The sequence below is a fragment of the Micromonospora sp. GCM10011542 genome (assembly GCF_042650685.1).
In the GTDB taxonomy this organism is placed as follows: domain Bacteria; phylum Actinomycetota; class Actinomycetes; order Mycobacteriales; family Micromonosporaceae; genus Micromonospora.
In genome coordinates, this window is sequence record NZ_JBHSBO010000067.1 from 242957 (window position 1) to 260867 (window position 17911).

At 71.9% G+C, this 17911-nt stretch carries 22 protein-coding genes and 1 tRNA gene; 13 read left to right on the forward strand and 10 right to left on the reverse strand.

The window, feature by feature from the left end:
* The first annotated feature begins 25 nt into the window (after positions 1–25).
* A complete protein-coding gene (locus ACFOW4_RS29150; protein ID WP_377533587.1) occupies positions 26–1441 on the forward strand; it encodes an ATP-binding protein in 1416 nt (471 codons plus the stop codon).
* A 218-nt stretch (positions 1442–1659) separates the two neighbouring features.
* Here ACFOW4_RS29150 and ACFOW4_RS29155 read toward each other — a convergent pair whose 3' ends face one another.
* A complete protein-coding gene (locus tag ACFOW4_RS29155) occupies positions 1660–3186 on the reverse strand; it encodes a tetratricopeptide repeat protein (RefSeq protein WP_377533495.1) in 1527 nt (508 codons plus the stop codon).
* Positions 3187–3243: 57 nt separating this feature from the next.
* Positions 3244–3705: a MarR family winged helix-turn-helix transcriptional regulator gene (locus ACFOW4_RS29160; protein ID WP_377533496.1), complete on the reverse strand. Its 462-nt coding sequence runs from the start codon at positions 3703–3705 to the stop codon at positions 3244–3246.
* A gap of 50 nt (positions 3706–3755) precedes the next feature.
* Here ACFOW4_RS29160 and ACFOW4_RS29165 point away from each other — a divergent pair, with 50 nt between their 5' ends.
* Together ACFOW4_RS29165 and ACFOW4_RS29170 are read left to right on the forward strand one after the other, a co-directional pair.
* On the forward strand, positions 3756–4277 hold the full coding sequence (locus tag ACFOW4_RS29165; RefSeq protein WP_377533497.1) for a VOC family protein: 522 nt from the start codon (positions 3756–3758) through the stop codon (positions 4275–4277).
* 24 nt (positions 4278–4301) lie between these two features.
* Entirely contained in the window at positions 4302–5186 is an 885-nt protein-coding gene (locus ACFOW4_RS29170) for a hypothetical protein (protein WP_377533498.1), read from the forward strand.
* Positions 5187–5283: 97 nt separating this feature from the next.
* On the opposite strand, the gene ACFOW4_RS29175 is transcribed toward ACFOW4_RS29170, so the two are convergent.
* The 3 genes from ACFOW4_RS29175 to ACFOW4_RS29185 all read right to left on the reverse strand — a co-directional run bounded on the left by ACFOW4_RS29175 (position 5284) and on the right by ACFOW4_RS29185 (position 7059).
* Positions 5284–5463, reverse strand: a complete 180-nt coding sequence (locus tag ACFOW4_RS29175; RefSeq protein WP_030333600.1) for a DUF4236 domain-containing protein — start codon at positions 5461–5463, stop codon at positions 5284–5286.
* Between the two features lie 134 nt (positions 5464–5597).
* The gene (locus ACFOW4_RS29180) at positions 5598–6053 is read right to left on the reverse strand and encodes an RrF2 family transcriptional regulator (RefSeq protein ID WP_377533499.1); all 456 of its coding nucleotides are present in this window, start codon (positions 6051–6053) and stop codon (positions 5598–5600) included.
* Positions 6054–6060: 7 nt separating this feature from the next.
* Positions 6061–7059, reverse strand: a complete 999-nt coding sequence (locus tag ACFOW4_RS29185; RefSeq protein WP_377533500.1) for a helix-turn-helix transcriptional regulator — start codon at positions 7057–7059, stop codon at positions 6061–6063.
* Positions 7060–7299: 240 nt separating this feature from the next.
* On the opposite strand from ACFOW4_RS29185, the gene ACFOW4_RS29190 reads away from it, so the two are divergent.
* Positions 7300–8076 carry a RhlG family 3-oxoacyl-ACP reductase gene (locus ACFOW4_RS29190; RefSeq protein WP_377533501.1) on the forward strand — a complete coding sequence of 259 codons (777 nt, stop codon included), beginning with the start codon at positions 7300–7302 and terminating at the stop codon, positions 8074–8076.
* Between the two features lie 104 nt (positions 8077–8180).
* Here ACFOW4_RS29190 and ACFOW4_RS29195 read toward each other — a convergent pair whose 3' ends face one another.
* On the reverse strand, positions 8181–8612 hold the full coding sequence (locus ACFOW4_RS29195) for an SsgA family sporulation/cell division regulator (protein ID WP_007457244.1): 432 nt from the start codon (positions 8610–8612) through the stop codon (positions 8181–8183).
* A gap of 294 nt (positions 8613–8906) precedes the next feature.
* Between ACFOW4_RS29195 and ACFOW4_RS29200 the strand changes: the two genes are divergently transcribed.
* The 6 genes from ACFOW4_RS29200 to ACFOW4_RS29225 all read left to right on the forward strand — a co-directional run bounded on the left by ACFOW4_RS29200 (position 8907) and on the right by ACFOW4_RS29225 (position 13252).
* Positions 8907–9581 (forward strand): TIGR02611 family protein, encoded by a 675-nt coding sequence (locus ACFOW4_RS29200; RefSeq protein ID WP_377533502.1) that lies wholly within the window; start codon positions 8907–8909, stop codon positions 9579–9581.
* 50 nt (positions 9582–9631) lie between these two features.
* Positions 9632–9706: transfer RNA gene (locus ACFOW4_RS29205), tRNA-Val, on the forward strand.
* Positions 9707–10246: 540 nt separating this feature from the next.
* Positions 10247–10735 (forward strand): signal peptidase I, encoded by a 489-nt coding sequence (gene lepB / locus ACFOW4_RS29210; RefSeq protein ID WP_377533588.1) that lies wholly within the window; start codon positions 10247–10249, stop codon positions 10733–10735.
* 197 nt (positions 10736–10932) lie between these two features.
* Positions 10933–11940 carry a hypothetical protein gene (locus tag ACFOW4_RS29215; RefSeq protein ID WP_377533503.1) on the forward strand — a complete coding sequence of 336 codons (1008 nt, stop codon included), beginning with the start codon at positions 10933–10935 and terminating at the stop codon, positions 11938–11940.
* A gap of 42 nt (positions 11941–11982) precedes the next feature.
* A complete protein-coding gene (locus ACFOW4_RS29220) occupies positions 11983–12540 on the forward strand; it encodes a dihydrofolate reductase family protein (RefSeq protein ID WP_377533504.1) in 558 nt (185 codons plus the stop codon).
* 376 nt (positions 12541–12916) lie between these two features.
* Positions 12917–13252, forward strand: a complete 336-nt coding sequence (locus ACFOW4_RS29225) for a hypothetical protein (RefSeq protein WP_377533505.1) — start codon at positions 12917–12919, stop codon at positions 13250–13252.
* Positions 13253–13306: 54 nt separating this feature from the next.
* On the opposite strand, the gene ACFOW4_RS29230 is transcribed toward ACFOW4_RS29225, so the two are convergent.
* From ACFOW4_RS29230 to ACFOW4_RS29240, 3 genes are all read right to left on the reverse strand, one after another.
* Positions 13307–13678 carry a hypothetical protein gene (locus ACFOW4_RS29230; protein WP_377533506.1) on the reverse strand — a complete coding sequence of 124 codons (372 nt, stop codon included), beginning with the start codon at positions 13676–13678 and terminating at the stop codon, positions 13307–13309.
* Positions 13679–13760: 82 nt separating this feature from the next.
* The gene (locus tag ACFOW4_RS29235) at positions 13761–14408 is read right to left on the reverse strand and encodes a response regulator (protein ID WP_377533507.1); all 648 of its coding nucleotides are present in this window, start codon (positions 14406–14408) and stop codon (positions 13761–13763) included.
* Positions 14405–15502 carry a sensor histidine kinase gene (locus tag ACFOW4_RS29240; RefSeq protein ID WP_377533508.1) on the reverse strand — a complete coding sequence of 366 codons (1098 nt, stop codon included), beginning with the start codon at positions 15500–15502 and terminating at the stop codon, positions 14405–14407. The genes ACFOW4_RS29235 and ACFOW4_RS29240 overlap by 4 nt, the downstream gene beginning before the upstream one ends.
* A 149-nt stretch (positions 15503–15651) precedes the next feature.
* On the opposite strand from ACFOW4_RS29240, the gene ACFOW4_RS29245 reads away from it, so the two are divergent.
* The 3 genes from ACFOW4_RS29245 to ACFOW4_RS29255 all read left to right on the forward strand — a co-directional run bounded on the left by ACFOW4_RS29245 (position 15652) and on the right by ACFOW4_RS29255 (position 17370).
* A complete protein-coding gene (locus tag ACFOW4_RS29245) occupies positions 15652–16245 on the forward strand; it encodes a CDP-alcohol phosphatidyltransferase family protein (protein ID WP_377533509.1) in 594 nt (197 codons plus the stop codon).
* Positions 16242–16712 carry a VTT domain-containing protein gene (locus tag ACFOW4_RS29250; protein WP_377533510.1) on the forward strand — a complete coding sequence of 157 codons (471 nt, stop codon included), beginning with the start codon at positions 16242–16244 and terminating at the stop codon, positions 16710–16712. Before ACFOW4_RS29245 ends, ACFOW4_RS29250 begins: the two co-directional genes overlap by 4 nt.
* Before the next feature lie 493 nt (positions 16713–17205).
* Entirely contained in the window at positions 17206–17370 is a 165-nt protein-coding gene (locus ACFOW4_RS29255; RefSeq protein ID WP_377533511.1) for a DUF6966 domain-containing protein, read from the forward strand.
* Between the two features lie 138 nt (positions 17371–17508).
* On the opposite strand, the gene ACFOW4_RS29260 is transcribed toward ACFOW4_RS29255, so the two are convergent.
* Entirely contained in the window at positions 17509–17730 is a 222-nt protein-coding gene (locus ACFOW4_RS29260; RefSeq protein ID WP_377533589.1) for a hypothetical protein, read from the reverse strand.
* Between the last annotated feature and the right edge of the window lie 181 nt (positions 17731–17911).

The window sequence follows — 17911 nt, forward strand, 5'->3', positions numbered from 1 at the left end:
GGTGCTCGGGCTGCGCGGCCGGTTGATGGCGATCGGGGTGCTCGGGCTCACCGTCGGGCTGGCCCTCGGCGGGGTGGTGCTGCTCGGCACCCTCGGTTACGTGCTCCAGCGCACCGTCGACACGGAGGCGTTCCGGACCGGGGACGCGGTCGCGCTGCTCGCCGCCGAGGACGCGCTGCCCGATCCGCTCCCGGTCGCCGGGGGTCAGGTCCGCGTCCAGGTGGTCGACGCCCAGGGCCGGATCCGGGCCGCGTCGATCGACGCCGACCGGCTGGTGCCCATGGTCCAGCCCGGGCGGCTGGACCGGGACCGGCGCCAGCGGCTGGAGGTACCGGGGGAGCGGGTGGGGCTGGCCGGGCCGGTCCGGGTGGTGACGGTGCCCGCCGGCACGTCGGCCGACCCGCTCACCGTGCTGGTGGCCCGCTCGATGGCCGACGTGCGGCACAGCATCGACGTGGTGCGGACCATCCTGCTGGTGGCCTTCCCGCTGCTGGTGGCGGCTCTCGCCGCGGTGGCCTGGCGGGTGGTGGGCGCGACCCTGCGGCCGGTGGAGGTGCTGCGCCGCGGCGCCGAGGAGATCACCGGACGGGCCGGGACGGAGCGCCTGCCGGTACCCGCCTCGGCCGACGAGATCCACCGACTGGCGCTGACTCTCAACGGGATGCTGGACCGGTTGGCGTCCGCGCGGGACCGGCAGCGGGCCTTCGTCTCCGACGCCGCCCACGAGCTGCGCAGCCCGCTGACCAACATCCGTACCGAGTTGGAGGTGGCGCAGCGGCTCGCCGGGCGTACCGACTGGGCGGCGGTGACCACCAACCTGCTCGCCGACACGGAACGGCTGAGCCGGCTGGTCGACGACCTGCTGCTGCTGGCCCGCCTCGACGAGGCGCCGCCGGCACGCGGCACAGGGCCGGTCGAGCTGGGTGAGCTGCTGGCCGACGTGGCGTCGCGCTGCCCGTCACCGCCGGTGCGGGTGGCGCCGCCCGACCAACCGCTCTGGACGGTCGGCGACGCCGGCGAACTGCGTCGGGTGCTGGCCAACCTGGTCGACAACGCGGTCCGGCACGCCCGTGACAGCGTGGTGCTGACCGCCGCGCCGGCACCCGCTACGCCCGACGGCAGGGCGTACCACCTGGTGACGGTGACCGACGACGGCCCGGGGATCCCGGCGGGGGACCGGGACCGGGTCTTCGACCGGTTCACCCGGCTCGACGACGGGCGCGCGCGCGACGACGGCGGGGCCGGCCTGGGCCTGGCCATCGTGCGCGAACTGGTCCGCCGTGCCGGCGGCAGCATCACCCTGACCGACGCCGGTCCGGCGCACGCCGAGGCCGCCGCCTTGCCCGGCGATCCGGTGGGCGCAGGGTCGGGTCTGCGGGTACGCCTGCTGCTGCCGGCGCTGCCGCCCAGCGCCGACGAGCCGTCGACCCCCTCCCGGTAACGCGGCCGGACGGGGTGACCCTCGCCGCGTCCTTTGCTCTGCTTCACCCCACGCAACAGTCACCGTCGGTGACCTCGGCCGTCCGGGACTGCAGCCCTCGGTTCGACGTTATCGCTGCTCACAGCCGGTGTTGCGCGGGTTGAAGCAGAGCAAAGCGAGGAAGACATGCACGGGCCAGCGCGCCGGCCCTGACGCACCGTCACCTCCGCCACCCCGGTTCAGCGACGGCGGGTGCAGACCTCTCTGGAACTGGCGACCGTGTCGGTGGACCACACGACGGCGACGGTGAAGCAGTAGTCGTTGGTGCGGTTCAGCGCGTACACGACGTAGCTGGTGGTGCCGGCGGGCAGCGTGGCGAAGACGTTGCGGCCCTCGCCGGCCCGACCGCCGGCGATCACCACCGGCCCCTCGCCGCCCGCCGGGTACGACCAGCGCAGCGTGATGCTGTCCCGGGTGTCGCGCAGGGTCACCGCCGTGGGTGGGCTGCCCAGCGGCGCTCCGGTGGTGCTCGGGGTCGGTGCGGCGCCGGCCGGTGCGGGTGCGGTGGAGCCGGTGGGCGGGGCGCTGGAGGAGGCGGTGCCGGCCGGCGGGGGAGGGTCGTCGTCGCCGTCGACCCGCGCCACGCCCGCGATCACCGCCGCCGCGCCCAGCAGGACCACGACCACCCCGCCGATCAGCACGGGTACCAGCCGGTTGCGGGGCGGCGGGGACGCCCGGTGCACCGGCACGGGCAGCAGTCGGGACGGCTGGTACGGCTCGGGCTCCGCGCCCGGCCGGTACAGCCGGTGCACCCCGGCGGCCTCCTCGGCCGGGCCGCCCGTCAGCCCCACCACCGACGGGGGCACGGCCGGGTCGGCCGGCCCCCACGGGGCCTCCGAGGCGTCGGCGGGGTCGGCTGGCTGCCGCTGGGTCGGCACCGCGCCGGCGGCGGCCGGGCCGACGTGCTCCGGCTCCGGTGGGTGGTACCCGGACTCGACGGGCCCGTCGTGGTGCGGCGGGGTGCGGGCGGCCGGCACCACCGGGGTGTCCCGGGCGGTGGGCGGACTCTGCGCGCAGACATGGTCGGGGTTGGCGGCCGCCCGGGCCAGCGCCGCCACCTGGACGGCGAGCGAGTCGTCGGCGGCCAGGTGCTGCCGGCACAGCTCGCGGGCGAGGGCCAGGTTGTCGTGCGCCTCGGCGAACTCGCCGCAGTCGCGCTGCATCGCCCCGAGCCGGGCCAGCATCTTGATGCCGCTGGGATGCCCGTCGCCGTAGATCTCGCGGTGCAGCTCCCAGGCGTCCTGGAGGCGGTCGCGGGCCACTGTGCACTGCCCCCGGGCGTACTCCACGGTGGCCAGGTCGGCGTGCGCGGCGAGCACCCGCAGCGACTCGGGACCGTCCTGTGCGGTCAGCTCGATGATGACGTCCTGGTAGAGCCGGGCGGCCCGGGAGTGGCTGCCGACCCGGTGCAGCACCGCTGCCAGGGTCGCCGCGGCGGCCACCGTGCGCGGGTCGGAGCGGCCGTGCAACCGGGTGGTGGCCGCGTACGCGAAGGCGGCCCAGCCCCGGGCGGAGTGCGGCTCGCCGAGGGCCACCAGCACCCGTGCCTGGAGGCTGGCCGCCTCGGCCAGCTCGGGAGTGGCGTTGGCCGGGCGGGGGTCGGCGTCGGTGAGCGCGTCGGAGAGCAGCCGCTGGGCAGCGGCCAGGTCGCCGGCCGACACCAGGTGGTGCGCCTGATCAGTCAGTTCGCCGAAGCCGGATGCCACGCCCCATCGTGCTCATCCGACGACGGTAAGTACAAGACCCGCGCCGGTGTCGATCGGTCAGGATCTCGTCAGGTGCTCGGCCAGCGTCTCGCTGATCCGGCGCAGCTGGTCGACCTGGGCGGGGCTCAGCGCGTCGAACAGGTGCCGGCGTACCCCCTCGACGTGGCCCGGCGCGGCGGCGGCGAGGGTGGCGAATCCGGCGTCGGTGAGCAGCGCGACCTGCCCGCGTCGGTCGGTCGGGCACTCCTCGCGGCGGACCCAGCCGGCGGCCTCCAGGCGGGCCACAGCGTGCGAGAGCCGGCTGCGCGACGACCCGGCCGCCTCGGCCAGCTCGCTCATCCGCAGCCGGCGCCCGGGCGCCTCCGAGAGCCGGACCAGGATCTCGTAGTAGGCGTGCGGCATGCCCGCGTCGCGTTGCAGCTCCCGGTCGAGCGTGTCCATCAGCGCCCGGGAGGCGGTCAGGAACGCCCGCCACGTGCGCTGCTCGTCGGAGTCCAACCACCGGGTCATGACGGCCATCATACCCACTTTGGTTGAGAGTTCAACTAAATCGCGGTACCGTGGGTGCCATGGGAATCCACCGGCTCAACCACGCGGTCCTCTACGTCAGTGACCTCGCCCGCAGTGTCGCCTTCTACCGCGAGGTGCTGGGCTTCCGCCCGGTCGCGATGACCCCGGACGGATTCCGGGGCGCCACCTTCCTCCAGGCCCCCGACTCCACCAACGACCACGACCTCGGCCTCTTCGAGGTCGGCGCCGGCGCGGGCCCGTCGACCGCCGGCCGGAGCACCGTCGGGCTCTACCACCTGGCCTGGGAGGTGGACACCCTCGACGAGCTGGCCGCCACCGCCGAACGGCTGTCCGCCGCCGGTGCGCTGGTCGGCACCTCCGATCACGGCACCACCAAGAGCCTCTACGGGCAGGACCCGGACGGCCTGGAGTTCGAGGTGGTCTGGCTGGTCCCGGCCGACCGGTTGGACGACGCCGCGCTGGCCGCCCGCAAGCGGATCGGCCGGCTCGACCTGGCCGCCGAACGGCAGCGCTACGGCGGTCAGACCCGCGGTGGGGTGGGGATCTCCGTCCCGGCCTGACCGGCCGTACGGTAGAACGGACCGATGCCGACCGACCGCACCGCCGCACTCCTTCGTGACCTGCTGGCCCGTCAGCTCGAGAGCTGGCTGCCGGGGGCGCTGAACCGCTCCCGGCGGGCCACCGTCGCGTACGTCGGCGACGCGGACGGCGCCGCCGCCGCGCTGGCGGTGGTCGCCGCGCACGCCGACCGGCTCCGCGGGCGTCGGCTGACGGTCCTGGTGCTCGCCGACGCGGCGGCGGACCTGCCGGCCCGGCTGGGCCCGCTCGAAGCAGGGCTGCCCGCGGAGGTGACCCTGCACGTGCTGCCGGGCACGCCCGAGCGGCTGCCGGTCGCGGTGAAGGCGGCCGGCGCGGCCGGTGCCCCGCTGTTCTGCTTCGTGGCCGTGCCCGGCGCCGCCGACCCCGCGGTGCTGGCCGCCGCCGCCAACGGCCGGGCCGGTGAGCTGCTGTTGTACGCCGGCGCCAGCGTCCGGGATGCACTGACCGCCGCCGGCTTCCCGCTGGTCACCGAGGTGGAGCTGGTGCCGTCGGCCGGCACCACGCCCTCCGTGCTCGCCCTCGCCACCCGCTCGGACCGCAGCCTGGACGCGGTCAAGGAGGCGCTCTGGGCAGCCGGCGCGACCGCCGGCTTGGCCTACCGCGACCCGGCCGACCCGCAGGCCGCGCCGGTCGACGCCACGGCCGATCCCGACCCCGAGCCGCTGGCCGCCGAGCTGCTGGCCGAGCTACGCCGCCGCGGCCCGCTCACGGTCACCGAGCTGCGCCGGCACGCGGCCACCGCGACCGTCTACCGGGCCGCCGACGCCACCGGCGCGCTGACCGGCCTGCTCGACTCGGGCGCACTGCGCCGCGAGCGCGACTCCGGCCGGCTCGCCGGCGACGAGGTCATCGCCTCCGCCACGACCTGACCACGGCCGGCTGACCACGGCCGGCCGTTTCCGGCGGTCCGCGAACGCCGAGCGGGGTGCCGGTGAGTCACCGGCACCCCGCTCGACCCCCGGGACGCTACGACCGGGACTTGTCCTGCTTCCAGGACAGCGGACCCGGCAGGTCGACCCGGTGCGCCCTGGCCTTGGAGTTCCAGGACCAGCGACCGATCTTGATGCTCCACGAGGAGAAGCCGTTCTCGGTGAAGTTCAGGATGATCGGACCGTACTTCTTGCGCTTGCGAAACATGAGGCCCATCGGAGGACTCCCCTCGTCACCGTTCCCTGCCGTGTCGAGATCGAACATGCCCGAACCACCGAAATCCGAAACCCTCTTGATCGTCCGGCATGGACGGAGCGTTGGGCGGCGTCAATCCCTACTGTGAGCAGGGGTCAGCGGGGTTCCCAGGCGTCGGGGAGGGCGGTGAGCCTGCGGACGTGGGCGGGCAGGCGACCGCTGACGATCTCGGCGAGGCTCACCTCGTCGACCACCCGGCGGACGGCGGCGCGTACCGCCACCCAGAGCCTGGGCAGGTTCTCCGCCGCACCCTCGTACCGGGTCTCCTCCGGGCGCAGGCCGCGTACCCCGGCCAGCGGACCCTCCACCGCGCGCAGCACCGCGCCCACGGTCACCTCGCGGGGCGGGCGAGCGAGGGTGTAGCCACCCTCGGCGCCGCGCTGGGCCCGGACGATCCCGGCCCGGCGCAGGTCGGCCAGGACCGCCTCCAGGAACTTGCGCGGCATGTCCTGCTCCGCCGCGATGACCTGGGTGGACAGCAGCGAGGGGTACGCGGCGGCGAGGCTCAGTGCCGCCCGTACCGCGTAGTCGCCGCGCGCGGAGATCTGCACCCGGTCATCATGCCCGCCCGGCACCGGCGCCCGGCCCGCCGGGCGACCCCGGTCGGTTGCCGTGCCCGGTGGCGCCGTTCGCCGGCTCGCTCAGCACGGTCGGCCGGAACCGGCCGGCGTTGGCGGCCGAGGACTCGACCGGTGACCGGGGGCGGACCACCCGGCCGGCCGGCGGCTGGTCCCGGGCGGCCCGGAACGCCCCGGGGCTGACCCCCACCTCGCGGGTGAAGAAGCGGCCGAAGTTGGTGGGCTCGGTGAAGCCGAGGCGGCGGCCGATCCGGGCGATCGGCTCGTCCGTCGCGGCGAGCAGCCGACTGGCCTGCAACGCGACCCGCTCGTCGATGACCTGCTTGGCGCTGCGGCCGGTGACGGCCAGGCAGGCGCGGGTCAGGGTACGCACCGAGCAGCCGAGCTGGGACGCGTAGTCCTCCACCCGTCGGGTGTGCTGGTAGCCGTGCTCCACCTCCCGACACAGCCGGGCGAACGTCTCCGCCTCCGGGCGGGGGGCCGGCTGCCCCGAGTCGGGCAGCGCCAGCCGGAGCAGCAGCACGGCCAACTGGTGGCGCAGCAGGCCACGGGCGGCGGGCGTGTCGCGGTGCCGCTGGCAGTCCACCGCCAACTGGCTCACCTCGCTGATGACCGCGTCCTCGTCCTCGCCGGCGAGTTGCCGCCAGGTGGGCAGCGCGTCCGGGTCGACGTCCAGACCGCGCACCGCCTCGGCGTCCCAGCTCACCACGGTGGCGTCGAACTGCGGGCCGGCGCAGCGCAGCGCCTGGCCGGCGCGGACCCGCAGCAGGGTGCCGGGACGGCAGGGCAGCATGTGGAAATCCAGCTCGGCGTCGCCGTGCCCACGCGTGGTCAGGATCAGCAGGTCGCGTTCGACGAGCACCGGTCGACACCAGCCCGGGTCACGGGCCAGGTCGGCCAGGGAGGCCATGGCTATCTCGTCGGGTACGGGTGGTGCCGTGCCGATCATCGCCGCGGGGAGGGAAATCGGAGAGAGCATCGCCTGCGACCGTAGCCGCATCCGCAGGTCACCGCATCTCGACCGGGTCCACTCTGGTCCCCGCGACGCCGACTCGTTCGATGCGCGCCCCGGGCGGTGGCTCGCCGGTCGGGGGGCTTGTCGTGGTCCCGGCGGCCGGGCTACGTTACCCGGCGGTAGCGCCGCCCGGTCCGCGCTCCGCGCCCGGCGCCCGCCGGACGCACGTCGGACCGGCGCACCCGCCGACTCGATGGGATGGGCATGACTCAACTGTTCTCGGTCGAAGGCAAGACGGTCCTGGTCACCGGTGGGTCGCGGGGGATCGGTCTGATGATCGCCCAGGGGTTCGTCCGGGCCGGCGCCCGCGTCATCATCTCGTCGCGGAAGGCCGACGTCTGCGAGGCGGTGGCCAAGGAACTCTCCGCCGAGGGGCGGTGCGAGGCGATCCCGGCCGACCTCGGCCACGACGCCGGGGCCGAGGAACTGGCCGCCGCCGTGCGGGAGCGCTTCCCCCGACTCGACGTGCTGGTCAACAACGCCGGCGCGACCTGGGGGGCGCCGCTGGAGAACTACCCCGAGGCCGCGTTCGACAAGCTCTGGGCGGTTAACGTCAAGGCCGTCTTCCGCCTCACCACCGCGCTCCTGCCCGAGCTGCGCGCCGCCGCCACCGACGACGACCCCGCCCGCGTGATCAACATCGGGTCGATCGACGGCATCCGGGTGCCTTGGATGGAGGTGTACGCCTACTCCGCCACCAAGGCGGCCGTGCACATGCTCACCCGCAGCCTGGCCCACCAGCTCGCCGGCGAGCGGATCACGGTCAACGCGATCGCGCCCGGGCCGTTCGAGAGCAAGATGATGGCGTTCGCGCTGAACGACCCGACCACCCGGACCACCATCGAGCAGCAGGTACCACTGGGACGGATCGGGCGCCCGGAGGACATGGCCGGCACGGCCATCTACCTCTCCTCGCGCGCCGGCGCGTACCTCACCGGCGCGGTGATCCCCGTCGACGGCGGCATCACCACGCACGGCTGAGCGCCACCCGGGGGCGCGACGCTGTCCGCGTACCCCCGGGTGTGCGGGAGCCGCGCGGACTCGGCAGATCCGCGCGGCCCCGTGTGGCCGGTGTTACCGGTGTTTCAGCGACCGGCGAGCAGCCGGTTCACCGCCGTGTCGACGTCCAGGTGCTCGGCCTCGCGGCCGCGCGGGACGACGACGTAGGTCCGTCGAAGGAAACGCACCAGGACGCTGCGCGGCACCTCGAAGAGGGCGTTGCCGTCCGGTGACGAGAGGGCCAGCGCGACGAAGTCGCCGCGCGGGGTGGCCCAGGGCCAGACCCGGACATCGCCGATGCCGGCCGGTTCGTCGAGGCCGGTGACCAGCAGTTCGCGGGCGAAGGACCAGCTCACCGCCTCGCCGCCGGCGGATTCGGCATGGAACAGGACATGGACCGCATACGGGTCAGCAGGGTCGTAGCGCAGACTGGCACGCACCGGCAAGGCGGTGGCGTCAGGTGCGACGAGCCTTAGCGACGTCTCGACCTCTACGGTCGTCGGTCGGATGACACTCATGGACGTTCTCCCCCCGGCACCGCTGCGGAACGCGCGTGTCCCGCTTTTCCCATACTCAGGTGCTACTCCTGGCTACGCTCCGCCATACGCTGACTTCACCCAGTGGTGGGAAGGGGGTCGGATCGTCCGCGTGAATGTGAGGATTCATGTAGGATTTCCGGTTCTGCCCAGTGCGTGATCCCGCCCGGCATCGGGTGGTTCAGTCGTCGACTTACTCCGGTAACGTCCAGTCGGCGCTTGCAGTGACGGGCCCGGGCGACACTGGGGGGTGAAATGGTGGCGAAGCGATCCTCAGTGGATCCGTCCGCAGCGTCCGGCACGCCGAACGTCGCGGTCCGAGCAGCCGAAAAGCGGGGGTACGGGGTGCCGATGGAGCAGCACGAACGACCCGGTCGGCCGGGGTCCGGCGGTTCTGGTGCGGGGCGGTCTTCTGATGCTGGCGCCGGTCGGCCCGGCGCGGGTCGGTCCCGCGCCGACGGGTCCGGCGGTGGCCGTCCCGGCGGTGCCGGGCGGGACGGTGACGGTGCGAGGCGCGGCGGGGGTGGCACCGCGGTCGCCGATCCGCCGCGACGCCCCCGCTGGCAGGAGCGGATCTCCACCACCCTCGAACTGATCCGCGCCAACCCCACCGGCCGGATCGCCCTCAAGATCTTCATCTCCATCGCCGGGGCGCTGGTGGTGACCCTCGGCATCGCCCTCATCCCGCTGCCCGGGCCCGGCTGGCTGCTGGTCATCGCGGGGCTGGGCATCTGGGCCGTCGAATACCACTGGGCCCGTCGGCTGCTCGGCTTCACCCGCCGACACGTGCACGGCTGGACGCGTTGGGTCACCCGACAGTCACTGCCGGTACGCCTCCTGCTCGGCGCCGTCGGCCTCGCCTTCGTCGCCGTGGTGCTCTGGCTCTCGCTCAAGTACAGCCTCGGCATCGACCTGGTGGCCCGGACGATGCAGTACCTCGCGACGCACTGACCCCGGATTTCCGGTCCCGTCCCACGATCAGGTAGAGTCATCGTCGCTGAGGGCGATTAGCTCAGCGGGAGAGCGCTTCGTTCACACCGAAGAGGTCACTGGTTCGATCCCAGTATCGCCCACCATGAATATGGCAAGTTCAAGGCCCCTCGATCGAGGGGCCTTGACTCGTGTCTGAGGGGCAATCGCTGCCCGGAGGCAGCGAGAAGGCAGCGATAGAGTGAGCGCCTGAACCGCGAACGGTGGGATCGGTACCGAACGCCGACCCGCCTTCGACTTCGGGTAGGGCTTGATGCTGACGTGCCCCGACACCTCTTCGCACGGGTTGAAGCCGAGGATCCGGTCGCGAACGGCCGAGCGGAGCACTGCCGACGTCAAGCGGAAGCACTCCGCGATGGAGGCTGGCGACAGTCGCTCACCGAGACTGGTCACCCATGCGGCGACAGCTACCAGTTCCTGGCCTACCTGGAGTTCCGGCCAGACGCCACGAAGCCTCGCGGTAACCACTACCACGCCACAAGACCGAAACGCTGTACTGATCAGCGGGCGAGTCCGGGCGGTGTATCACGACCTGGACTCCGGCGAGCGAGCGACGATGACGCTTGAGCCCGGAGACCTGGTCACGGTGCGGCCGCGGTGGCTGGCATGATCCGGGCGTGCGGAAGATGGTCGTCCTGGTCGGATTCGTCGTGTCGCTGACCGCCTGCGGGTCGCTCGGCGATGATGGCCGGAACAAGCGATACGAGGTCAGCTCGCCCACCATGGAGCCAACGATCACGGAGGGGTCTGTTGTCACCGCCAAGGTGGTGAAGCCGGGCGAATACCAGCCGCGCACGGGCGATATTGTGGTGTTCGATCCACCGGACAGCTACGGCTGGAACCCCGATGGAGCGTCACGGATCTTACGAGTGGTGGCGGTACCGGGCGACACCATCGCCTGCTGCGACGCTCAGGGCCGGATCATCCGTAACGGCACCGGCCAGGACGAGCCCTACGTCAAACCACTTGCTTTCGGGGACCCAGCGACGTTCGAGCCCATCACCGTGCCCGCGGGCAAGCTCTACCTCCTCGGCGACTACCGAGAGGCGGCCAACGACTCCTCGCACAACGGCCCTGTGCCGGTGGATAACGTGATCGGCGTCGTCAAGCGCTGAGCACGCAGCCGGGGCGAGGTGCCTGGATCGCCGATTACCTACTGTGAGGCCGAAGCGCGCACAGGGCCCGGCACTGTCCCTCAATATTGGACGCCGCTGCCCATAGTCCGCCCTCCGCTGTTGGAGTGCCTGAAGAACAACAACATCGATTTCACGATCCACGCACCGAGCGGGGCATAGTTGCAGTGAGCCTGGAAATGGGTGTCATCCCGTCCGGGGCCGAGCTGAGCAGGGCGACCGTGGTCGCCCTGCTCAGCAGGGTCTTCGGTGACGATCCGGATCTCCACGAGGGTGTCGCCGGCGGGGAGTACGCCGAGTTGGTCTGGGAGGGGGAGCGGCTCGGCACGCAGTGGTTCGTGCACCCCGGCAAGACGGGCGTCAGTGAGCTGGTCGTCTCGATCTGGGACGCCCTCCCCCTGCTGCCGGCCGCCGGATTCCGGGCCGAGGTGACGCGGGTCGTCGAGGTGCTGCAGGAGGTGGCGCAGGCGACCGGCGGTCGGTTCGTCGTCGAGGAGGGCGATGTCACCGGCGCGCCGCTCGGCGAGCTCCTCGACATGATCTCGTCGGACGAGGACGACCGGACGCCTGCCGGGATGGTCCTCAGCACCGCGGCCGGGTCCGACGAGGACTTCCTGCGGCGCTACCTGGCCCCCGGAGACGAACGGCTCGCCTGGCTGCACGACCAGGCCGCCCGCACCGGCAGGCCGCAACGGCTCGACCATTCCCGCGACAGCCTGGCCCCGATCTGGGGCTGGGCCATCGGACGCCTCGAGTTGCGCCCCGCCGATGCTCCCCGGGAGAAGGTGATCCTCGAGAGTGGGAGCGTCTTCCAACGCCCGACGGACGCCGTCCTGCCGATGTGGTACGGGCGGAGTGCGCTCCTCGCCCCGCACATCTGGTCGGACGAGTCCCTCACGCTGATCGACGCGGTCGCGTTCTACGCCGCGGAGTGCGTCCGCCACGCCGTACCTGGGCTGAGCTGGCAGGTGGGGCACGGGGAAACCCGGGGATACGTGTATGAGGGTCAGCCGGTGCTGGCCGGGCGTGGCCACGACCTCGAGCCGATCAGCTCGCTGAGGCCGCTCATGGGGAAGGTCTACCACCTGCGCAACCCCGACCCGGCGGACCCGCGCACCCCGCCGGCTGCGGAGGACCTGCGGGACTGGTTCGACGCCGCCGTGGCGGAGCGCCGCTCCGAGAGTTGATGAGCGCCGACGGGCGGTGGAGTGGCGTTAGACTCGCCGGCCATGGGACTCCTCACCTTCAGCCTCAACCTCACCCTGGACGGTTGCGTCGACCACCAGGAGGGGATTGCCGACGACGAGACGCACGCCTTCTTCACCCGTCTCATGGACGAGGGCGGGGCAATGCTGTGGGGTCGCGTCACCTACGAGATGATGGAGAGCTACTGGCCGGCCGTCGCCCGCGGCGACGAGGAGGCGCCGCCGGCCATGCGCGAGTGGGCGGTCAAGCTGGGGGCCAAACCCAAGTACGTGGTGTCGTCGACGCGCAAGGACTTCCCGTGGACCAATAGCCACCACATCACCGGTGATCTGCGCGAGGGCGTGCAGAAGCTCAAGGACGCGACCCCGGCCGGGGTCCTCCTCGGAAGCGGCAAGCTCGCGACCGAGCTCGACCGGCTGGACCTGATCGACGAGTACAAGCTGCTCGTCCATCCCAGGATCGCCGGCCACGGCCCGACGCTGTACCAGGGCGGGCTGCCCGGCACGCGCCAGCTCGAGCTGCTCTCGGCGAAGCCGCTCCGCAACGGCGCGGTGGCCATGCACTACCGCCGCGCGCGCTGAATCACAGGAGTCCATCGCCGCCAGCTCACCGGCAGCGCGGCGTCCTCCTCGCGCTCGCCAGGCCGTAATCAGGTCGTCGGAGGTCGACCACTCTGAAGGCAGCAATAAGGCAGCGAGCGCGTTGCCTGCCGTCGACAAGTCGCGACCGCAGGCGGGGTCGCAGCCGAACTGATAGGCACCGGATGACAACCGATGACAGCAGACAATGCACCGCAACCGCGTTCACACCGAAGAGGTCACTGGTTCGATCCCAGTATCGCCCACGCAGGTCAAAGGCCATTTCCCGGAAACGGGAGGTGGCCGTTCTGCTGTCATACAGCAGCGAAGTACAGCAACCGCAGTCGTTCTCTACGGGCGTTGTCGGAGGGTGGTGGACGTGGCCGACCTGCTGAGGGTTCAGAACCTTCGCGAGGTGTGCGGAATGCTGCTGGACGCGGTGGAGGAGCGGTTCGGAGCGGAAATCGATCTGTCTCGCGTCGGTGTCGACCCCTACTGGAACGTCGACCTGCGGGCCGCGTTCGAGGTCGGCAACGACCCGGCAGCGGGAATCGACGTCGGGCAGACCAGCGACGACCTTGCCGAACTGCGTGCGCTGCTGCGCCGTCCGGCGGACGACCCGCCGGTGCTCTGGCACGACCTGCAACACCTTGCCGGAGTCATGCGGCTGCTGGCCTATCTCGACCTGCCAGGTATCGGAGCGGACCAGGGCTGAAGCCAGCGGCTTCGACCGTGCCCGTCTGGGAACCACGTGGATGTTGCTTCCAGATCAGTCGCTCCAGTCCAACTGGTGCTCCGGAACGCCCACCGTCCGGCCGTACTCGACGGCCTCCGCTCGCCTTGCTCGGTCGTCTCGTCGATAGCGGAACACCCGGTCGGAAAAGACCACCACCCGGTCGTCGCCAACGCTGAAGTCGGCGTACCAGCCGCCGTCGGGAGCCAGCGACTCGGAAAGCGCGCGCCCTATCTCATCGGCGGCCTCGTCCGCCGCCTCGAAGTCGAGGAGGGTCCACACCATCGGCTGCGCATCCGAGGCCGACTTCGATACGTCCTCACGTCGAACCCGGACAATGCAGAGCCATGTCACTCGAAGGTCGGTAGATGGGCGCAGGCTCTCGGCAATCAACGTCCCTCGAATCATGGGCCCAGCGTGCCAGCCACCTACGACGCTCGCCCACTGCCGACAGGGGTGGGAGGACTTCGTACGTCCATCAAGGTTCTTGTCATGGTGCAAGGCCGGCCTGGATCGCCAGGATGGCGGCTCGTACGCGGTCGCGGCTGCCGGTCTTGGCCAGCACGTTGGTGACGTGGGTCTTGACGGTGCTCATGGAGAGGTAGAGGCGTTCTGCGATCTCGGTGTTGTTGAGTCCGGCACCGATCAGGGCGAGCACGTCGGTCTCCCGAGCGGTCAGCTGGTAGGCCTCCAGTTCCACCCGGGTGGCCGGCCCGGTCGCGCGTACCCGGTCGAGGACGGCGCCGGTGACCTCGGCCGAGAGGATGGCCTCCCCGGCCGCGACGGTGCGCACTGCGGCGATCAGGTCGCGGGCGCTGCCCCGCTTGAGCAGGAATCCGCGCGCGCCGGCGGCGATGGCGTCCAGGACGTAGGCGTCGTCGTCGAAGGTGGTTACGACGATCACGGCCGGGGCGTGCGGGATCGCAGCCAGCTCGCGGGTGGCCTGCAGGCCGTCGAGTACCGGCATGCGGATGTCGACGAGGGCGACGTCGATGCGGGAGTCGCGACGCACGGCGTCGAGGAGCTGCCGGCCGTCGGCGGCCTCAGCCGCGACGTGGATGTCGGGTTGGGAACGCAGGATCAGGCTGAAGCCGTCGCGGACCAGCTGCTGGTCGTCGGCGATCGCGACACGGATCATGGCTGCGCCACCGGCAGGTTGGCCTGCACGATGGTGCCGCCGCCGGGTCGCTGGCTCAGCTTCCAGCTCCCACCGCGAGCGCGCACGCGCTCCTCTATGCCGAGCAGGCCCGAGCCGCGCGTGGGTGCGGGGGGCGGCCCGATGCCGTCGTCGCTGACCCGCAGGCAGGCGCGGTCGCCGATGCGGACCAGTTCGACGCAGGCGGCCGTGGCTTTCGCGTGGCGGGCGATGTTGGTGAGGGCCTCCTGGGCGATGCGGTAGACGGTCAACACGCCGACCTCGTCCAGGCCCGGCTCGGGGTCCAGACGTACCTGCACCGTCACGCCCTGCTGGCGCAGCGGCTGCGCGAGTAGCTCGTCGATGTCGGACAGGCGTGGCGGCGCGCTCACCGCGATCGCCGCGTCCGGGTCGCGCAGGTGCACGACGAGCGTGTCGAGCTCGCTCAGTGCGGTGCGTCCGCTGTCCGCGATCGCCCGCAGCGCCGCCCCCGGGTCGGCACTGAGCTGGCCCGCCTCGGCCTGGACCACCATCGCGGTGACGTGGTGGCCGACCACGTCATGCAGCTCGCGGGCCAGGTTCGTGCGCTGCTCGAGCCAGGCCGCCTGGCCGCGCAGCTCGCCGGCCTCCCGGGTGAGGGCGTAGCCGCGTGACCATGATCGGAACAGGACCGCCAGGAGGTAGCCGGCCGTCACGAAGACGATCGGCTGCTCGTACAGCCCACGCTGGTCCAGCAGCGCGACAGCGAGGGCGCCGGCGGCGCCGGTCAAGCCGATGACCCATGCCAGCCAAGGGCGCCGCGCCGGGTCTTCGCAGGTCGAGAGGAACACGAGGCCGGCCGCGGCGAGGCCCAACTGCACCGACTCTCCGGTGCTCACCATCGCCACGAACCCGGCGCAGACCGCGAAGACCAGGGCCCGGTAGCGGGGCCGCAGCGCCACGGCCCCGAGGCCGACGGGCAGCACCAGCCGCGCCCAGCCCGCCGGCACGGACAGGCCCCCCTCGACGGTCGTGACGACGACGGCGATGATCGAGCCCGCCGCGCCGTAAACGAGCCGGCGTACGCGCTCGGGGTCGCGCAACCATTCCCGGTTCATGGTCCTCACCTGCACAGTCTCGGCGACCAGCCCGAAAATCGGCCAGGTACCCCGGTACCAGATCGGCCGGCACCCCGGTGCCGCCCCCGCGACCAGGTCGGCACCGCGGCACGTTCCGCCCGGGACGCTCACCACACGACGCTGCAGAGGTGACTCTTGCTGACCCCCGCGCCGCCATCAGCGTCGGCCCTCTCCGTACGGTTCCCAACTACATCACCGCCGTCCGCACGGTCGCCGCTGTCGCCGTCGGGGTCGCCGCCATTGTCGCCGGCTCCGTGGGACTGCTGGCGGTGGCGTACGGCATCTACTGGCTCGGCGACGTGCTTGACGGCTGGGCCGCCCGCCGGCTCGGACAGGAGACCCGGGCGGGGGCCGTCCTCGATATCGTGAGCGACCGCGCGTGCACCGCCGTGCTCTGCGTGGGTCTGGTCTCACTCGTGCCCGACGTCGCGGCCGTGGCCCTGGTGTTCCTGCTCTCGTTCCTGGTGCTGGACACCATGCTGTCGCTGGCGTTCCTGTGCTGGCCCGTGATCAGCCCCAACTACTTCTACCTGGTCGACCGGCGGGTCTGGGCGTTGAACTGGTCGCCGCTCGCCAAGGCCGCCAACACCTCCGGGGTTGTCGGCGCCATCACGTTCGGGCAGTACCGGCTCGCGCTGACCGTCGCCGTCGCCGTCGTCGCGGTCAAGCTGTGGTCAACCGCGGCGGTGATCCGGCTGCTCGAACGGGACGACCGAACATGAACGGGCTCGCCGAGGCGGCGGTGGCGCTCGGGTATGGCTTCGCCTCGGCCCTCGTCCCGGTCGTGAATGCCGAAGCCTACGCGGTGGTCGCCGGACATCGCGGCGGCCACGCTCTGGTCGCCGTCCTCGCCCTGGCGTGCGGGCAGACCGCCGGCAAACTGCTCCTGTTCGAAGCCGCGCGTCGCGGAACGGGGCGGCTGGCCCAGAAGCTCACGCATCGAAGTCGTTCAGGTCGCGCGGCGGCCCGGGACGCCCGTTGGGCCGGGCGCATCCGGCGCTGGCTTTCCCGCCGCCGCACCGCCCTACCGACGGTGCTCGTCTCCGCCGCGGTCGGTGTTCCACCGCTGGCCGTAGTCAGCCTCGCCGCCGGCACCGCGGGCCTTCGGCACTGGGAGTTCGCCGTCGCGTGCCTACTCGGGCGGGTGCTCCGTTTCGCCCTCCTCGTCCTGCCAGCGGCGCTGGCCTGACCCCCGCTTGTCGCACCCGAGCGGCAGGGGGTCATGAGGCGCCAGGCAGGCGAGAGGGCAGCGAGGGACGTCAGTACCCGGCGGTCGCGCTCAGCCGTCGAGACCTGCGAGGGTCTTTGCTGCGCATGCGCGCGGCTCTACCGCGCCCGGTGTCTGGCCGAGAAGCACGGGCTGTCGTGGGAGGAATGGATCGCAGAGGCGACGTCGGTGGCTGACGTAGTGGAGCTGGGATAGCCTCCCGCCGTGGCTGAAACGCCGGCGTGGGTCGCCTCTCGTTGGTCACACCCTGGTGGAGCCTTGCCAAGGACCCTGGAACAAAGGTGGTGGACGCGTGGCCCCTCACGAAGCAGACCCTGATCCTGTTCGGACGATCGTGTGGGAGATCTCCGAGCTGGCGCTCGCGGCCCCGGGCGGAGGGCCGGTCTGCGAAGGGATGCGGCGGTTCGCGCGCGCTCTCGACGACGCCTAGGGGGACAAGTCGGCACGGGAGGCCGTGCTGGACACCATCCTGAAGATGTACCGGGGAGGTATGGGCAGCTTCCAGGATTACGTCCTGCAGGACGCCAATGGCGTCCTACCCCAACACGATGCGTTCGACCGCCTTCGGTCCCGGCTCCATGACGGTCAGGGCCGAGTTGAAGTGAGCGATGTCTTGTAACGGGTTGCAGGCGACGGCAGCCTCGGTGGTTCCTCTGGGTGATGCTGGTATCGACGCGTTGCACCTTTGCGTCGACGTTGATGAGAGGCCCGATCCCCGGGTCTGATGACGTTGTGAGCGTTCCTTCGGGACGGAGCATCAACTGCCGACCGGATCCATGGTCACGTCTCGCACCAGCGGTACGAGTGCGGACCAGCCGCCGTCGTCCACGGCTACCGACATGCGGATACGCCCGTCGCCGTCATCCAGGGCCCAACTGACCACGCTGTACTGCCGGCCGTCCTCGCCGACGACCTGGCGTAGCTCCTTGTCATCGAGCATTGCGCGCCACTCGGCATGGCCGAGGCGTCGCCACTCCATCAGGCGCGCATCGGCCAGCCGAGCCGCGACCTTCTTGTCCAGTCCCACCCGTGCAGCCTCCCACTCCGATGACGGACCCGGCACCGTGCCCGATCGGTGCGTGACACGACGGGTCGGTCGGAAGCGCGGCAGGGTTCATGACGATCTCAGCCCGCGGCGGACGACAAGAGCAAAGGCAGGG

What these genes read in the sequence shown, in the direction of transcription:
- ACFOW4_RS29150 (WP_377533587.1), top strand. Translation starts at nt 26, where the DNA reads ATGGCGATCGGGGTGCTCGGGCTCACCGTCGGGCTGGCCCTCGGCGGG.
- ACFOW4_RS29160 (WP_377533496.1), bottom strand. Translation starts at nt 3,705, where the DNA reads ATGGCCGTCATGACCCGGTGGTTGGACTCCGACGAGCAGCGCACGTGG.
- ACFOW4_RS29165 (WP_377533497.1), top strand. Translation starts at nt 3,756, where the DNA reads ATGGGAATCCACCGGCTCAACCACGCGGTCCTCTACGTCAGTGACCTC.
- ACFOW4_RS29170 (WP_377533498.1), top strand. Translation starts at nt 4,302, where the DNA reads ATGCCGACCGACCGCACCGCCGCACTCCTTCGTGACCTGCTGGCCCGT.
- ACFOW4_RS29175 (WP_030333600.1), bottom strand. Translation starts at nt 5,463, where the DNA reads ATGGGCCTCATGTTTCGCAAGCGCAAGAAGTACGGTCCGATCATCCTG.
- ACFOW4_RS29185 (WP_377533500.1), bottom strand. Translation starts at nt 7,059, where the DNA reads ATGCTCTCTCCGATTTCCCTCCCCGCGGCGATGATCGGCACGGCACCA.
- ACFOW4_RS29190 (WP_377533501.1), top strand. Translation starts at nt 7,300, where the DNA reads ATGACTCAACTGTTCTCGGTCGAAGGCAAGACGGTCCTGGTCACCGGT.
- ACFOW4_RS29195 (WP_007457244.1), bottom strand. Translation starts at nt 8,612, where the DNA reads ATGAGTGTCATCCGACCGACGACCGTAGAGGTCGAGACGTCGCTAAGG.
- lepB (WP_377533588.1), top strand. Translation starts at nt 10,247, where the DNA reads ATGGTCGTCCTGGTCGGATTCGTCGTGTCGCTGACCGCCTGCGGGTCG.
- ACFOW4_RS29215 (WP_377533503.1), top strand. Translation starts at nt 10,933, where the DNA reads ATGGGTGTCATCCCGTCCGGGGCCGAGCTGAGCAGGGCGACCGTGGTC.
- ACFOW4_RS29220 (WP_377533504.1), top strand. Translation starts at nt 11,983, where the DNA reads ATGGGACTCCTCACCTTCAGCCTCAACCTCACCCTGGACGGTTGCGTC.
- ACFOW4_RS29230 (WP_377533506.1), bottom strand. Translation starts at nt 13,678, where the DNA reads ATGATTCGAGGGACGTTGATTGCCGAGAGCCTGCGCCCATCTACCGAC.
- ACFOW4_RS29235 (WP_377533507.1), bottom strand. Translation starts at nt 14,408, where the DNA reads ATGATCCGTGTCGCGATCGCCGACGACCAGCAGCTGGTCCGCGACGGC.
- ACFOW4_RS29240 (WP_377533508.1), bottom strand. Translation starts at nt 15,502, where the DNA reads ATGAACCGGGAATGGTTGCGCGACCCCGAGCGCGTACGCCGGCTCGTT.
- ACFOW4_RS29250 (WP_377533510.1), top strand. Translation starts at nt 16,242, where the DNA reads ATGAACGGGCTCGCCGAGGCGGCGGTGGCGCTCGGGTATGGCTTCGCC.
- ACFOW4_RS29260 (WP_377533589.1), bottom strand. Translation starts at nt 17,730, where the DNA reads ATGGAGTGGCGACGCCTCGGCCATGCCGAGTGGCGCGCAATGCTCGAT.